Below are 15,058 nucleotides of genomic sequence, written 5' to 3' on the forward strand. Positions count from 1 at the left end.
ATGAGCGATATTCTCATTGTAGATGACGAGCGCGATATCCGTGAGTTGATTGGCGACATTCTGGAAGACGAGGGCTTCACCACGCGTCTTGCGGGTACGTCGGAGGCGTGCATGAAAGAGCTCGAAGCCGCGCCGCCGGCCTTGTTGATCCTCGACATCTGGCTCAAGGACAGCTCCATGGACGGGATTGATATCCTTAAAATCGTGAAGCGCGATTACCCGCAGGTGCCCTGCGTGATCATCTCGGGCCACGGCAACATCGAAATCGCCGTCGCCGCCATCAAGCAGGGCGCATATGATTTCATCGAAAAGCCCTTCAATATTGACCAATTGCTCGTGGTCATCCGGCGCGCGATGGAAACCTCGCGTCTGCGCCATGAGAACACGCGTCTCAAGCGCCAGGACGGCGGCGATGTCGAAATGATCGGCCAGAGCGCGATGTTCCGCACATTGATCAGCCAGCTTGACAAGGTCACGAAGTCCAACGGCCGGGTGATGCTGCGCGGGCCTGCCGGCTCCGGCAAAGAAGTCGCCGCGCGCTATATCCACGCCCATTCAAACCGGGACTCTGCGCCTTTTGTGACGGTCAATTGCGCCGGAATCGAACCGGACAAGATGGAGGAAATCCTCTTTGGCCGGGAAGGGGGAGATCGTGGGCTTGAGCCGGGGCTGCTGGAGCAGGCCCATGGCGGCGTGATCTATTTTGACGAGGTGGCGGATATGCCGCCCGGTACGCAATCCAAGATTTTGCGTGTACTGGTTGACCAGCAGTTCACCCGCGTCGGCGGCGCCGATAAGGTCCGCGTGGATCTGCGCGTCATTTCCTCGACAAACCGCGATCTGGAGGAAGAGATTGCCGAAGGGCGCTTCCGTCAGGAGCTTTACCACCGTCTGAACGTCGTGCCAATCCCGGTCCCGAGCCTGGAGGAACGCCGCGAGGATATCCCGGTTCTGGCCGAGCATTTCATTGCTGCATGTCACGAGGCGCAGGGCCTGCCGTTGCGGCCGCTCTCTGACGATGCGATTGCGCTCATGCAGACGATGATCTGGCCCGGCAATGTGCGCCAGCTGAAGAACCTTATTGAGCGGGTCTTGATTCTGGGCGAGGGCACGGGGCCCATCGAGGCCCGGGAACTGCCGCAGGAGACAGAAGCCGTCAGTGACGAAAGCCGCGTGGTGATTTCAGGCACTTTGGCCACGATGCCCTTGCGGGAGGCGCGCGAAGCCTTTGAGCGCGAATACCTTCTGACGCAGATCAATCGCTTTGGCGGCAACATCTCCCGGACGGCGGCTTTTGTGGGCATGGAGCGCTCCGCGTTGCACCGCAAACTCAAGTCACTGGGTGTCGTGACGTCCTCCAAAGCCGGAGCCCGCGTCGCACGGGTGGACGAAGAGGTGCAAGCCGAAGCGGGATAAGCGCTTTGGTTTGACCCTGATCTGAAGGGACGGAGCCCTCGTCTCTTAAGGGAACCTACGCGCGCCAACATCGAAAAGGGCTCAGAGCACATGACCGCTTTGAGCCCAAATTGTCGGATGCTGTGCCTCGTTTCAATGTCGGCTCATTGCAAAAACTAGAGACTTTCGTTCCCAAATTCGAGAATCTTCAGGAGTGCGTCCGCTCCTTGAGCAAACGATGAAACGGTTTCGGCCTTTTCAAGCGGTGACAGATCAGACCATGTGCGTCCCGCATGCTCTCCTTTCAAAATAAGTGCGTCCGCTTCTCCCGTTCCGGCATCTATTGTGAGACTCAGCTCTTCCGTTTCCATTTGAACCGAAGACGCGCCATTGGTCAGTTGAAGAAGGGCCGCTGACCTTTCTGCCCGTAGCTCAGCAATGCGTTCTTCACGCTCTTGCCCATGAAGTGCCCGTGCTTTTTGCATTTCCGTTCGCCAAGACCGCATTGCCACAAGAATTCCGGCTCCGGCACTGACCGGAACTAATGGAGGAAATAAAACCGCAGCCACTACGCCCAACCCAACTCCGGCACCGGTCCCATGAGTGAGCGCCTTGCCGCTGGCTTGAAGACGCATCTCAATTGGCTTGGTCACATTGTCTGACACCAGTCCAGCCAGTGTCTGATGCAAGTTGGCGGCTAGCGTTGGGACGGCTTGTGCGCGATCAAGCGATGTCGAAACACCGCCCTTCAGCGCATCAATTATTTTTGGTGCAGTTTCAACGCTGTTCTTGGCCCTTTGCAGGGTCGTATTGGAGACCGACAGAACGCCATCGCGGGTTCGTTCAAGAAGTGATGCCTTCCTAAATGCTTGAGGGGCGGGTGGTGCATAATTGGCGAGCACGCTTAGTTCGACCTTGGCCTCCATAAGTGCGGATTGTTCGATCCGCTCCCGCGCAGATGAGGCAAGCTGTGCCGCACGATGGATTGAGCAATAAAGCTGATGCTGCTCGTCTTCACTGATCGACTTCATGTCGTCGATGTCGTCCAACATCGACATAATTGCCAGCAAGCTTGGAACGTGAACCGCATGAAATGCTCGGTTCATGCGCCATACTTCATCGTCGCGGCAGAGCGCATCAGATGTGAACTTTAGGTCTTCGGCTAACGATCCGGTCGCTCGCTTGAAGTCATAGTCAACTAAGGACCGATTTTCGATCAACAGAGCGAGTTGATCTAAATTGCTTAGCCGTTCTTCCTTAGAAGTTTTGTCTGGCAATTCGATGTTTCCTCAGCTTACTCATAGTCAAAAGTAAGCAGTCCTGCCGTGTAGTTGAAGTCGCCAAACCAATCTTTTGGAACATCAGTCCAAATCAACTGAAGCGGCCATCGGTGCAGTCGCAGCGAAAGGTCGCTTTGTCCCGCACGGCTGAGATAAATCCCTCACCAAGAATATACGCCAGAAACCGTCCTAGCCGCCATTGGCAAACACGCTTGAGTTCCGGCACGCCCAACGCTGACAATAGAGCACAGAACGAGCCCGCACTTTTAGAAATCAACGCTGCTGCGCGTGTCGGCTCAGGGCGAGCGGGTGGCCATTGCGATCTGCCGCAAATGGCGCATGTCGGTGCCGCAGCACCCCCCCCAAGACTTGAATGTGCGGAAATCTTTGCCTGATGTCGGACAATTGTGCGTCCAAATCAGTCGGATTGCCTTCGTCCAACGCTTCGGCTTCATCCAGTTCGGCATGACTACAACGCGAGGCATTGGCGATGATGCCCTTTATGCGCTGCATCCACGGCGCGTCTTCAAGAACCATAGAGAAGTGATCGGGATGGGCGCAGTTGATCATGAAGTAAGCTGCGTAGCTCTCAGTGTCGGCATCAACCTGTGATATCGCCTTGTGAAGTGACTGTCCGGTGGGCAACCGTCCATCAGTTTCCACGGTGAATGCGATGACCGCCGGAAGACCGAACCGGCGGGCCGCTTTGACGATGCCAATTGCCTCAGAAGGATATGCAAGCGTGTATCCGCTGATCACGTCGACCTCTGTTTCAGCCAAAAAGGATATTTGTTCTGCATGGTAGTGTTCGGCCTCATCCGGGGTCATTTGCGCGGCAGGGGCATAGGCATCGCCGCGCGGTCCGATATTGGCGCTGATAACCGTCGGGGCATGACCGCAATCCGAGCGAACGTCCGCCATCAGGGCGATGGCCTCTCGATTAAGCTGTTTGAGTGCGTCTACACCGTAGCCAATCGCCGCCCCGCGGTCTCGATTTGCGACCCATGTCGGACTTTCGAGAATGACGCCCACATCCGCTTCTTTGCCTAAAGCGATACTGTCTTTGATATACCCTTTGAGGAGCTCTCGGCCCTCTGCGGTTTTCAAGAGCGGGTATGAGGCGAAGCCCGGCAGCTCAACACCCTTGTTGAAGATCAGATCTGTTTCCATCCCGGCATAGGCCAGGAAAAGGTCGGCCGTGCTTGGTGGAAACGAGGCTCGATTGCGTGTCATCTTGGCGGGCGTGCTCCTTAAGGTGCCTGTCGAGCGTAACACGCAGAGCGTCGTGTGTCATCGAAAGCAGCTTTCAGGATGCGGTCACGCGTGCAGCCGCCAAACGCCTGTGTTCGGTGTCGGACCTTTTGAAGACATGCCCGTTGTGAGACACACGGCCGGGCGCATGGATGTCATGCATATGCACGGCCGTGTTCTCAGATCTCCGCCGCAGGGCGCTAGAGGAGCAAGTCCGTTTCTGTCAGGGCAGGGTCCCCCGATAGATTGATGGAGAGGTCCCATCCGTCTCCATCAATATCCACGTAGAGCCGCCCAACGGTTTCGCTGTAGAGCACCTCGCCACCTGTGCCGGAGTAGCTCTCAACGAAGGTCAGATCATCGGCAAGGCCGCTCAGGTCGATCTTGTCGACCCCGGCTGTGAAATCGACGATCCGGTCGCGTGCGGAGGTGTGGGGGCTCTCAGAAACGGTGTTGAAGATAAAGACATCCACACCATCGCCGCCGCCCATCGTGTCGCGGCCGGTGCCGCCGGTGATCTGATCGTTGCCGCCACCGCCGAACAATCGGTCATTTCCACTGCCGCCGAAGAGTTGGTCGGCGCCGTTGTTGCCTGCGATGAGGTCATTGTCATTGCCGCCGTAAAGACGGTCATCTGCGTTTCCGCCGCGCATCGTGTCGTTGCCCTCGCGGCCCAGCACAAGGTCAGCCTGATTGCCGCCCGAGAGCCAATCCGCCCCGTCGCGACCGTCCAGCGTATCGTTGCCGTCGCTGCCGTAGAGGACATCGTCCCCGGTCTCGCCATTGAGCCGGTCCGCAGCGCCATTGCCGACAAGGGTATCATCACCTGATCCGCCCGTGATCGTCTCGGCGCCAGTGCCGCCATAGAGCTTGTCGTTGCCGGATCCGCCGTCAAGCTCATTGCTGCCTGCCTCGCCGCGCAACGTGTCGTCACCGGCGCCGCCCGACAAGGTATCATCGCCGGAGCCTGCGCGCAGAGAATCATTGCCGTCATTGCCGATGAGACGATCATTGTCCCCGTCGCCGTCCAGCGTGTCGTTGCCGTCGCCGCCGACCATGAGATCATCGCCCGAACCGCCGCGGCCGCTGTCGTCCCCATCCTCGCCAAAGAGCCTGTCATTTCCAGAGCCACCGTTCAGCGTGTCCTCGCCCGCACCGCCGCGCAGGGAATCCGCGCCCGAACTGCCCGAGAGGGAATCGTCGCCGTCCTGTCCAAAAAGGGAATCGTCCCCTGCATTGCCGAAGAGATCATCCTCTCCCGCGCCGCCAAACATCCGGTCATCGTCATTGCCGCCACTCGCGCGATCATCTCCAGCGCCTGCGCGGATCGTGTCATTGCCATCGCCGCCCAGGGCCGTGTCGTCGCCATCCCCCCCTTCAAGGGAGTCCGCACCGTCTTCTCCGGCCAGCCTGTCATTGCCGAGCCCACCGATGAGCGTGTCGTCACCGGCGCCTCCAGCAAGGCTGTCATCGCCTGCGAGACCGTCAATCACTTCGTTGCTCCCATCGCCCGTGATCGTGTCGTCCCCGTCAGAGGGCAGGGTCACATCGGGGGTGATCGAAATGGCGAAGGCTCCGGTGAAATCGATCACGACGCCTGTTCCATCGGGGAAGATCACAGTGCTCTCGCCGGGCGTATCATCGGGCAGGGGCTGGGTGACCTGGGTGGTGACGTTGCCATTGGCGTCAAAGACCTGGAAAATCGCTTCAGCAGTGTTGCGCGAGTTGTCCCCGAACTCGTGGTAAAGCACGACAAAGCCGCCGGTGTTGAGGGCAAACACCTTGACCTCGCCCTGATAGCCATCAAGCGGATCGTTGATTTGCGTCTCGCCGAGGAACGTGCTGCCATCGGGATTGTAGATGCGCATCCAGACGTCATTGCCCGTGGTGGGGAACTGTCCGTCATCCGTGGCGCGTTGTTCCGAGGCCCAGATCACGACGACCTTGCCATCCTCCAGCGTGGTGGCGTCGATGGGAATGCTGCGGGCTGTGCCAGCGCCCAGTGTGTAGTGATCGCCCGTGGAGACTTTCTCCTCCACCGAAGCGGGGGTCACGAACGAGCCATCCGTGTTGACGCGCACGAGGAAGGTCTCGCCCGGGTCGCCGCCGATATTGGTGAAATCGTCATTGTTGTAGAAAATGAAGACCGTGTCGCCCGAGCGGGTCAGGGCATATTCAAGGTTGCGCCCCTGGGATGAGGACGCACCCGTGGACGTATCGGACCAGCGCGACGAGAAGGTGATATCACCATCTGCATCCCAGATGCGCAGCTCGGAGAACCCGGGCACCTGAAAGACACCCATGATCGCGCCATCATCGAGATCAATCGCCACATCGGCGGACCATTCCGCGAAATAGGGCTGCTCATACGTGCCTTGCGCGATCTGGTTGCCCTCGGCATCGAAGCTTAGGGTCAACAGGTTGGTTTGGTTATTGCTGTCTTGACGCCCTTGAACAAACAAGGTGAAGGCGCCATCGCCATCATCGCGGGCATGCCAGACGGAATAGGGCAGGCGTGGTTCTGTGTCCGGGATCAGAGCCGTGCGATCTGAGATAATCGTGCCTTCTGAATCGCGGATGGTAAGATCTGGTTGTGCGAAAGCGCCGCTTTCAATCTCGAGGAAACGGTCGTCGCCGACCTGAATGATATTCCGGAACCCGATGTCGAGATCTGTGGAGCCAACTGTGATGGGCATACGCCTATCCTTCCAATAGTCATGATATTTAATCTCTCGTGTCTAGTTTTTGCACCGCCCTCTAATCAAGCCAATTGTCTGATGTTGCTGATTATTTGAGCATCGCAGTGGGGGAGCTTTGCCTCTGGTTGCGCCCCGGGCCCTGGCTTCCATTCCGGGATGTGAGGCGCGGCGGCGCCCGCATACGTTGACCGGCCAGCCACACTCTGGCATCAACACACTGGCACAAGGTTGAAGGCACGCAAAGCGCGCGCAAAACGCGTCTGCACAGCGCGACGTGGCAGCCGAGGGAGCAGCAATGAAAGTCATCATTTGCGGGGCGGGTCAGGTCGGCTGGCAAATCGCGCGCCACCTCTCGGGGGAACGCAACGATGTGACCGTGGTCGACAATAACGCCGATCTGGTGCGCCGGGCCACGGATTCTCTTGATGTGCAGGGCATCGCGGGCTTTGCCAGCTATCCCGACATCCTCAAGCGCGCGGGCGCGGAGGATTGCGACATGATCATCGCCGCGACCCATTCTGACGAGGTCAATATGGTGACCTGTCAGGTGGCGCATTCGGTCTTTGCCGTGCCGCGCAAGATCGCGCGTTTGCGCTCTCAAAGTTATCTGGATGCGATCTATTCCGACCTCTATCGGCGGGATCACTTGCCCATCGATGTGGTGATTTCGCCCGAACGCGAGGTGGCCGAGGCGGCGCTGCAACGTCTGACCGCACCGGCTGCGTTTGACATCGAGACTTTCTTTGACGGCGAGGCGCGTCTTCTGGGGCTCAATCTAGATGAGGATTGCAATGTCCTCAATACGCCCTTACGGCAGCTCTCGGATCTTTTCTCCACCTTGCGGGCTATCGTGGTGGCCATCCGCCGGGAGGGGACGCTTTTTGCCCCTGAGCCCGGCGATCAGATGTTTGCTCAGGACGATATCTACGTGATGTGTCACGTCGAGGATGTCTCCAGGATGATGGAGATCTTCGGCAAGAAACAGGCCAAGCAGGAACGCGTTGTCCTTGTCGGTGGCGGGAATGTCGGCCTCTCCGTGGCTCAGGCGCTGGAGGCACAGGCCGACAGGCTGCGCGTCAAGATGATCGAGAAGAGCCGGAAATGCGCCGAGCGTGCGGCTGACGCGCTCGAGCGGACCATTGTTCTCAACGGCGATGGGCTGGATGCCGGGCTCTTGCAGGAAGCCAATATCCGCAAGGCGGACGCTGTTCTCACTGTGACCGATGATGACAAGACCAACATGCTGGCCGCTGTCCGCGCCAAAAGCGAAGGCTGTCCCTTCGCGATTGCCCTGATCAACGATCCCACCCTCGCACCGCTCATGACGCCGCTGGGGATCGATGCCTATATCAATCCCCGCGCCACTACCGTGAGCTCGATCCTGCGCCATATCCGCCATGGCCGCGTCCGCGCCGTTTATTCGGTTGGGGACGCGGAGGGCGAATTGATTGAGGCGGAGGTGCTCTCAACCTCGCCAATTGCAGGCCAGCGCGTGCGCGATATCGATTTTCCCGAAGGCGTGCTCATCGGGGCCGTGAAGCAAGAGGGCAAGATCAAACGCCCGACGGGTGGATTGCGCATTGATGCAGGCGATGTGATCGCGATTTTTGCCCTCGCCAAAGACGTGCCCGAAGTCGAACGGCTTCTGCAGGTCTCTATCGACTTTTTCTGAGGCGTCGTGATGCGGCTGCGATTTGCCCAGATGCCGCTGTTTTTGCAGCTGTGCATCCTGACAGGGGCGATGATGGTTGTCCCCGCCGTGCATGCGCTGACGCGGCAGGATTTTCACGAAGCGCGCAGTTTCTTCTACGGGGGGCTGCTGACCCTGATCGTCTCGGGCTTCGTGGCCATTTCGCTCATGGGGCGGCGATCAAACAGAACGGCGCTGCGCCAGCTCATGGCCTTGCTGGCGGCCTTCACCGTTTTGCCCATCATCATGGCAATCCCCTTTGCCGAGGCCTTGCAGACAACAACCTTTCTGAATGCCTATTTCGAGATGGTGTCGTCTTTCACCACAACGGGGGCCACGCTCTTTGCCGCCGACCGTCTGTCGGACACCTTGCATCTGTGGCGCGCGCTGGTCGGCTGGTCAGGCGGCTTGCTGATCTGGGTGGCCGCGGCGGCCATTCTCGCGCCGCTCAACCTTGGCGGATTTGAGCTGACCGCAAGCGCCGAGCCCGGCCGCGGGGAGGGGCGCTTGTTGCAAATGGATGGGGCGGAACCGGCGACACGCATGGTGCGCGTTGTGGCGCTGCTCTTGCCGATCTATGCGGGCCTGACGGCTGTGCTCTGGGTTTGTCTGCTGGTCGCAGGCGATCCCGTGATCGTCGCGCTCTGCCATGCGCTCTCGACCATGTCTACCTCCGGAATTACACCGCTCGCAGACTACGCCAATCACAGCTCCGGGTTTGCGGGTGAAGTTCTGGTGTTCCTCTTTCTGCTCTTTGCGCTGTCGCGACTGACCTTTTCGAATGATACGGTCACGGGCGCCGGCACGGATCTGCGCGATGACCCGGAGTTTCGGATTGGCCTGCTGCTTGTTCTTGTGGTGCCGCTGATGCTGTTTTTGCGCCACTGGCTGGGCGCTTATGATGTGAATGAGGAGGCCGAGGCGCTGGCCGGACTGCGCGCGCTTTGGGGCTCTGTATTCACCGTCCTCTCCTTTGTTTCGACCACAGGATTTGTCAGCGGCGGTTGGGAGGATGCGCAAAACTGGTCCGGATTGGGCACGCCCGGGCTGATATTGCTGGGCCTTGCCATGGTCGGCGGAGGCGTGGCCACGACCGCGGGCGGCGTGAAACTGCTGCGCGTCTTTGCGCTCTATCTCAACGGCGTGCGCGAAATGCAGCGCCTGATGCACCCCTCATCCGTCGGCAATGCCACGCCTATGGCACGCCGCTTGCGGCGGCAGGGCGCCGTTGTGGCCTGGGTGTTTTTCATGTTGTTTGCACTCTCCCTGGCTTCGACAACCGTTTTGCTGGCCGGGCTGGGTGTTGAATTTGACGCAGCTTTGGTGATTGCAGTGTCAACCTTGTCGACCACGGGCCCCTTGATGGCGCATGCGTTGTCACTGCCAATTGACCTTACGGCATTGTCAGATGGCGCAAAAATCGTTGCTGCAGCGGCCATGGTCCTCGGTCGCCTGGAGACACTGGCTATTGTGGCACTCTTTTCGCCGGAGTTGTGGCGCGACTGACAATCCAAGTTGACACTGCGCGCGCGCCATGATGCACTTGCAGCGACCTGCCAATTTTGTGGTGGAAAGTATCTGAAATAGAATACATATTTCGCAAGGCGAGGGGATCGCGCCTTGATGTGACAGCAAGAATAAAGGCTTAAAAAAATGGCTTCAGACAGACAGAACTTGCAGGACGCGTTTTTGAATCACGTTCGCAAGACCAAGGTTCCAGTGACTGTGTTCTTGATCAACGGTGTGAAGCTGCAGGGCGTCATCACGTGGTTTGACAACTTCTGCGTGCTGTTGCGTCGCGATGGCCAGTCCCAACTCGTTTACAAACACGCGATCTCGACGATCATGCCCGCGCAACCCATCAACCTCTACGATGGTGAAGAGGCCTCTTGAACGAACATGATGTGCCGCTGACCCGCGCCTGGGTCCTGCATCCCGATATCAAAAGCAATCCGGATCGGCGCGCCGCGCAACCGGCATTGGATGAAGCTGTGGCTTTGGCTGCGGCCATGCCCAATATGGAGGTCGTGGGGCGCACAATCGTGCCCTTGCCGCGTCCGCATCCCGGCATGTTGTTTGGCTCTGGCAAGATCGAGGAATTGGGCGCGGAGCTCAAGGCGCGGGAGATCGAGCTCGTGCTGATCGATGGGCCGGTCACCCCGGTCCAACAGCGCAATCTCGAGAAGGCCTGGAAAGTCAAACTGCTCGACCGAACAGGGCTCATTCTCGAGATCTTCTCTGACCGCGCCGCGACGCGCGAAGGGGTTTTGCAAGTTGAGATGGCTGCGCTCAGCTATCAGCGCACCCGTCTTGTGCGCGCCTGGACCCACCTTGAGCGCCAGCGCGGCGGTCTGGGCTTTGTGGGCGGACCGGGTGAGACGCAGATCGAGGCGGACCGCCGGGCAATTGATGACCAGCTCGTGCGCTTGCGGGGCCAACTGGACCGTGTGGTCAAAACGCGCGCGCTCCATCGGGCGGCCCGCGCCAAGGTGCCCTATCCAATCGTGGCGCTTGTGGGCTACACGAACGCCGGCAAATCGACCCTGTTCAACCGGCTCACCGGTGCGGATGTCATGGCCAAGGACATGCTCTTTGCAACGCTGGATCCCACGATGCGCGCGGTTAAACTGGAAAACGGGCTGGATGTCATTCTGTCGGATACGGTGGGGTTCATCTCGGATCTACCGACAGAGCTTGTCGCGGCCTTTCGGGCGACGCTGGAGGAGGTGCTTGCGGCCAATGTGGTCGTGCATGTCCGCGATATCTCGGCCGAGGAAACCGATGCGCAGGCCAGCAACGTACGCAGCATTCTCGAAACACTGGGTCTGCCAGAGACCACGCCCCAGATCGAGGTCTGGAACAAGATCGACCAGTTGGACACGGACGAGCGCGCCGCCACGCTGGCGCGCGCCAGCCGTGAGGACGCGGTTGTCCCGCTCTCTGCGGTCACGGGCGATGGTATGGATGCCTTCCTCGCGGCCATTGAAGAGGCGCTGGATGAAGGCAAGATACAAACCCATGTCACCCTGCGGTTTGACGAAGGTCGCAAGCGCGCCTGGCTTTTCGATCAGGGTGTGGTCGAAGAGGAGCGCCAGACGGAATCCGGCTTCACGCTCGCAATCCGCTGGACACGCAAACAGGCGGGCCTTTTTGCACAGCTTTGACGCCTGTGGCGCATGTTTCTTGCGAGGGGCAGACGCAATCGCCCATCTTCATCTTGCCAGATAAACTCCGGGGGTGAGCCGCGCGAGCGGCGAGGGGGCAGCGCCCCCTAATTGGCACCCGGCTGCAAAATGGTCACACCGCGCGCCGCGGCCCGCGCCAGCTGTGCATCCAGTGACATCGGGATATACTCTCCTCGCCGCCACAGCGTGCCCAGATCATCGTAGTGCCGCGAAAAGAGATGCCCGCTCTGACCGGTGGAGATGATGAAGACCGAACTGTCTGGATCGGCAAAATCATAAACTCCCCGGTAGCCCGCCCCGTGCACATTTTTGAAAGGCGCGGCGGGATCATCGCCGGAGGTTTTACCGCGAAGCAATGTGTTGTCGCCGCCCGAGGTGGATTGTCGGATGTTCACAAAGGCGCGCAGAATCGGCACGTCACCCAGAACGGGATGATCATGGGTCGCCTGATGCGCATCTCCCCAGCGCAGCGATTCCAGCGCCGTGCCATAGGTCTCATCAAGCCACACAATCGCATCATCCAGCGCTTGCCGCGCGACATCGGTGCAACTTTCCTCGGGCGAGCTCTGGATAATGTCACACCATGCGCTGGCCCCGTCGACATTGCGGAACACACGCTCGATGAAGAGCGGCTGCACATGGGTGAAATCTTCCGCAAGCGGCCCCAGATCGTCACGGATCAGGCGCTCCTGCAAAAAGCGCAACCATGTGGCGTAGATCAGCGGTTCTGGCAGATGTTCGTTCATCTCACCGTTCCAGCCCGCCAGAAGCTCCAGCGCGATCTGGCGTTCCCGCGCAATGGTCCCCTCCGGCGCCGCATCGCCCGTAAACCACAATTCCCGGCCAATGAGGGGCAGCAATGTCTGCGCTGAAAAGCTCACGGTATCAAGCTGGGTTTCAATGAAGCTGTCGCGGGTGTGGACTTGCCGCGATTGCATAAGGCGCTCCCAACGCCGGATGCGCTGCGTATCCCCCCAGTGATAGCTCACGTGCCGGGGGAAGGGGCGGTCGATGATTTTGTTATTGGTGTTGCCAACAATGCCGCCTTCGGGATCCAGAAAGCGGGGATTGTCCTGAAAGGGCAGGACACCTTGCCAGCGGTTCTCGACGCGCCAGCCCTGCGTGGGCAGACGGCCCTTGCTCTGGTGCAGCTCGGAACGGCGCGGCATATGTCCGATCAATTGCAGCGCGATGCGTTCACGATCCACCAGCGTGAGCACCTGCGCGGGGGCGACATAACTCTCCGACAGCGCCAACGCCTCGTCCACGGACTTGGCCTGCATCAGCCCCATGGCAGCTGTCATCGTCGTGTCATCAGGCGTGAGCATGGTCCAATTGACCGCTGCCACATGGCCGGGCGGTGTGACTGTGCCTACATCTCGGAACGACGGCGGCAGGACCGGGCCATTGTCTGTCCAGCGCAGCGTCAGTGTGACGGGCGTTTCATCCGCAATTTCGATGATCGAGCGCCGGGTCTCAAAGGTCTTGTAGCCGCCCGGCGTGCGGTATTCTTCGGGGTTGTCGGGGTTGAGCTCCTCGACATAGACATCCTGATCATCGAGATAGGCAGATGTGATCCCCCAGCCCAGTGCATCGGAGCGTCCCGACATGACGACAGGAATGCCCGGGATCGTGCCCCCCATGACGCCGCCCGCGCGCAGTTCGATACGCGCCAGATACCAGATACTGGGCGCCGTGAAGCCCAGATGCGGATCATTGGCGAGCAAGGTGCCGCCGGAGGCAGACCGTGAAGGTGCTGCTGCCCAGCCGTTGGAGGCCCCTGCAAACGCCAGTTTCGGGAAGGGCGAGATCGGATCGGTCGGGCCGCGGGCCAATTGGGTCGGCGCCAGCCCTGGAGCCACGCCGGGGATCAGTTGCGCATAATCGGGCAGGGCGGCTATCCCTGCGCCGGGCGCGTCGGGCAGAATGTCGCTCAGACGGGCTTCATCCGGCAGGAGCAGAGAGGCCCGTGCTCGCACGACCTCCGCTGACATATGACCGGAGAGCTGCACCGAGAGCAACTTGAGCAACGCCAGCGAATCCGCTGGTTGCCAGGGCGAAATCGGGGCGTTGAAGATGAAAAACTCCGGTGCGCCGCGCCCAAGGGCATCGCGGTTGATCTCCTCCAGGCGGGCATTCACCCCCGCCGCATAGGCCCGAAGCGCGGCCTGGGTGTAGGCGTCCTGATCGGGTACGGACTGAACGGCGAGGTTGTAGAGATCAAGCCTGCGCATCACCGTGTCGATCGTGAGCGTGCGGCGCCCGAACACCTCTGACAGGCGTCCCTGCGCAGTGCGGCGCAGCATGAACATCTGCCACAGCCTGTCCTGCGCATGGGTATAACCCAGCCCGAAAAAGACATCCGGATCATTGGCGCCGAAAATATGCGGAACGTTGGAATTGGAGCGCACAATCTCGACATCCGCGCTCACGCCTTGCACGCGCAGCGTCTTGTCGTAATCGGGCAGCGAGCGCGACCCGAGGTAGTAGATCAGCGCAACCGCCAGAACGCCCAGAATGATCAGTGCTGACGTAATCCGTACCAGCCACCGAAACACAATTGCCATGAACGCCCCTTGCCTTTGCGCCTTGAACAGGTAGCTACTCTGGCAAGACGATGAAAGCAAATAGCGGGAGGCATTTATGGCGAAGGTAGCGTTTTTGGGGCTTGGGGTTATGGGGTACCCCATGGCAGGGCATCTGGCGGCGGCAGGCCATGACGTGTGCGTCTACAACCGGACCACAACCAAGGCCGAGGCCTGGGCGCTGACCCATAGCGGGACCTACGCGCGCACCCCGCGCCAAGCGGCTGAGGGCGCGGAGTTTGTGATGGCTTGCGTGGGCAATGATGATGATCTGCGCGCGGTCTGTCTGGGCGAAGATGGGGCATTTGCGGGCATGTGGAACGGCGCGACTTTCGTGGATCACACGACCGTGTCGGCCCAGGTCACGGGCGAACTTTACACGACGGCGCAGGAGCTGGGCATTGCCTTTGTGGATGCGCCTGTCTCTGGCGGTCAGGCCGGTGCCGAAAATGGTCAACTGGTGGTCATGTGCGGCGGCGATGAAGAGCCCTATACCAAGGCCGAACCAGTGATCGACGCTTATGCCAAGGCCTGTCGCCGTCTTGGAGAGAGCGGTTCGGGGCAATTGACCAAGATGGTCAATCAGATCTGTATCGCGGGGCTCGTACAGGGGCTTTCCGAGGGTCTGCACTTTGCCCAAAAGGCGGGGCTTGATGGGGCCGCCGTGGTCGATGTGATCGGGGGCGGTGCGGCTGGTTCGTGGCAAATGCTGAACCGGTTCGAAACAATGCTCGCTGACGAATTCGAACATGGATTCGCGGTCGACTGGATGCGCAAGGATCTCGGGATTTGTCTATCCGCGGCTGACGATGTGGGCGCGTCTCTTCCTGTGACGGCCCTGGTTGATCAGTTCTACAAGGACATTCAGAAGATGGGTGGTAACCGCTGGGATACGTCCAGCCTGATCAAGCGTCTTAATGCCTTTAATCCAGCACCTGAGCCGGAGGCGGATGACGCGTAAGGCCACCTTCAC

Annotated in this window: 10 protein-coding genes; 6 read left to right on the forward strand and 4 right to left on the reverse strand. The window is 59.8% G+C overall.

Translation table 11 applies throughout. The features are described 5' to 3' along the window. Complete coding sequence (locus tag ACP15S_RS07120) at positions 1–1,416, forward strand: sigma-54-dependent transcriptional regulator (protein ID WP_425038876.1); 1,416 nt, start codon at positions 1–3, stop codon at positions 1,414–1,416. A gap of 155 nt (positions 1,417–1,571) precedes the next feature. On the opposite strand, the gene ACP15S_RS07125 is transcribed toward ACP15S_RS07120, so the two are convergent. The 3 genes from ACP15S_RS07125 to ACP15S_RS07135 form a co-directional block, all read right to left on the reverse strand. Next, a complete protein-coding gene (locus ACP15S_RS07125) occupies positions 1,572–2,672 on the reverse strand; it encodes a hypothetical protein (protein ID WP_425038877.1) in 1,101 nt (366 codons plus the stop codon). A 276-nt stretch (positions 2,673–2,948) separates the two neighbouring features. Then, positions 2,949–3,950, reverse strand: coding sequence for a homocysteine S-methyltransferase family protein (locus tag ACP15S_RS07130; RefSeq protein ID WP_425038878.1), 1,002 nt, complete (start codon positions 3,948–3,950; stop codon positions 2,949–2,951). A 176-nt stretch (positions 3,951–4,126) separates the two neighbouring features. Next, positions 4,127–6,622 carry a calcium-binding protein gene (locus ACP15S_RS07135; protein WP_425038879.1) on the reverse strand — a complete coding sequence of 832 codons (2,496 nt, stop codon included), beginning with the start codon at positions 6,620–6,622 and terminating at the stop codon, positions 4,127–4,129. Positions 6,623–6,920: 298 nt separating this feature from the next. Here ACP15S_RS07135 and trkA point away from each other — a divergent pair, with 298 nt between their 5' ends. The 4 genes from trkA to hflX all read left to right on the forward strand — a co-directional run bounded on the left by trkA (position 6,921) and on the right by hflX (position 11,479). Beyond that, positions 6,921–8,297, forward strand: a complete 1,377-nt coding sequence (gene trkA, locus ACP15S_RS07140; protein WP_425038880.1) for a Trk system potassium transporter TrkA — start codon at positions 6,921–6,923, stop codon at positions 8,295–8,297. Between the two features lie 9 nt (positions 8,298–8,306). Next, a complete protein-coding gene (locus tag ACP15S_RS07145; protein ID WP_425038881.1) occupies positions 8,307–9,821 on the forward strand; it encodes a TrkH family potassium uptake protein in 1,515 nt (504 codons plus the stop codon). Between the two features lie 147 nt (positions 9,822–9,968). Further along, a complete protein-coding gene (gene hfq, locus ACP15S_RS07150) occupies positions 9,969–10,208 on the forward strand; it encodes an RNA chaperone Hfq (protein WP_425038882.1) in 240 nt (79 codons plus the stop codon). Beyond that, positions 10,205–11,479: a GTPase HflX gene (hflX, locus tag ACP15S_RS07155; protein WP_425038883.1), complete on the forward strand. Its 1,275-nt coding sequence runs from the start codon at positions 10,205–10,207 to the stop codon at positions 11,477–11,479. The genes hfq and hflX overlap by 4 nt, the downstream gene beginning before the upstream one ends. A gap of 107 nt (positions 11,480–11,586) precedes the next feature. Here the strand turns inward: hflX and ACP15S_RS07160 are convergent, their stop codons facing one another. Next, positions 11,587–14,067: a penicillin acylase family protein gene (locus ACP15S_RS07160; RefSeq protein ID WP_425038884.1), complete on the reverse strand. Its 2,481-nt coding sequence runs from the start codon at positions 14,065–14,067 to the stop codon at positions 11,587–11,589. A gap of 76 nt (positions 14,068–14,143) precedes the next feature. Here ACP15S_RS07160 and ACP15S_RS07165 point away from each other — a divergent pair, with 76 nt between their 5' ends. Further along, entirely contained in the window at positions 14,144–15,046 is a 903-nt protein-coding gene (locus ACP15S_RS07165) for an NAD(P)-dependent oxidoreductase (RefSeq protein WP_425038885.1), read from the forward strand. The last annotated feature ends 12 nt before the right edge of the window (positions 15,047–15,058 follow it).

Source organism: Primorskyibacter sp. S187A, from assembly GCF_049800955.1.
Taxonomy (GTDB): domain Bacteria; phylum Pseudomonadota; class Alphaproteobacteria; order Rhodobacterales; family Rhodobacteraceae; genus JAKVBH01.